Below are 1,338 nucleotides of genomic sequence, written 5' to 3'. Positions count from 1 at the left end.
TGGCACCGCCGCCGACGTCATGGCCCCAGGCTTCGGGTCAGAACTCCTCCCACTCGGCTTCGCCGTCGTGCCGCTGGCGCGGCGCACGGCCCGGGGGCGAGGCCTCGCCCGACTCGGCGCCGGACGGCAGGGCCGCGGTGGCGCTACCCAGCCAGGCCGGCAGTCCCGCGGCACTGCCCGGGCGGCCGGCCAGCGTGAAGACCGCCACGGCCTGCTCCAGGCGGCTGGCCTGCTGCTCCAGGGAGGCCGCGGCTGCCGAGACCTCCTCCACCAGGGCAGCGTTCTGCTGGGTCACCTGATCCATCTGGCCGACCGCCTGAGAAACCTGCTCGATACCCTGGCTCTGTTCCTCGGAGGCGGCGGAGATCTCGTCCATGATATCGGTGACGCGGCGGACGGCGGCCACCACCTCCCGCATGGTGCTGCCGGCCTCTTCCACCAGGGTGGAACCCTCCTGCACCTGCGCCACCGAGCCCTCGAGTAGCGCCTTGATCTCGCGGGCGGCATCGGCACTGCGGCTGGCCAGGCTGCGCACCTCCCCGGCTACCACGGCGAAGCCCCGACCCTGCTCACCGGCCCGGGCGGCCTCCACCGAGGCGTTGAGTGCCAGGATATTGGTCTGGAAGGCGATCGAATCGATCAGCCCGGTGATATCGGCCACTTGCTGTGAGCTGCCGGCGATGCCATGCATGGTCTTGACCACGCGCTCCACCACTTCACCGCCGCGCTCGGCGGTGGAGGAGGCATCCTGCGCCAGGCAGCTAGCCTGGCGGGCATTGTCGGCATTCTGCTTTACGGTGGCGGTCAGCTCTTCCATGCTCGAGGCAGTCTGCTCCAGGGCGGCGGCCTGTTCCTCGGTACGCGTGGAGAGGTCCGCATTGCCGGTGGCGATCTCGCGGGAGCCGACATGGATCGAGCCGCTGCTCTCGCGCACGCCGGTGATCACGCCGGAGAGCTGCTCCACCATGCGGCGCATGGCGTACAGCACGCTGCCGTTATCGTTGGGCCGGGTCTCGATAGCGATATCGAGGTTCTGGTTGGCGACCTGATCGGCGATCTCGGCGACGCGACGCGGCTCGGCGCCCAGGCTCCGGGTAATGCCGGCGATGATATACCAGGCCAGCAGGATACCGAAGATGAGGGCGACGGCCATGATGACGATGAAGGCCACCTGCATCCGGGCATACTCCTGTGTACCGAGAAGATACTCGGTCTCGGCCACGTCGAGCTGCACCTCCTTCAGTCGACCGAAGGCCTCGGAGACCGGATCGATGCGCTGGTAAAGCTCATCGACGATGAAGCCCTCCAAGGCCGCGGCATCTTCCTGGCGCAGGATGG

1 protein-coding gene is annotated in these 1,338 nt (G+C 68.5%); it reads right to left on the bottom strand.

Annotation, left to right across the window (positions count from 1 at the left end; genetic code table 11):
* Positions 1 to 37: 37 nt before the first annotated feature.
* Positions 38 to 1,338 (bottom strand): methyl-accepting chemotaxis protein (locus tag IE093_RS22245; protein WP_189473119.1); only part of this gene is annotated, 1,301 nt, incomplete at its 5' end.

This window comes from Litchfieldella qijiaojingensis (assembly GCF_014651875.1).
GTDB lineage: Bacteria > Pseudomonadota > Gammaproteobacteria > Pseudomonadales > Halomonadaceae > Litchfieldella > Litchfieldella qijiaojingensis.
The sequence above is the reverse complement of the archived record's forward strand: the minus strand, read 5'-3'. Positions and strand labels throughout refer to the sequence as shown.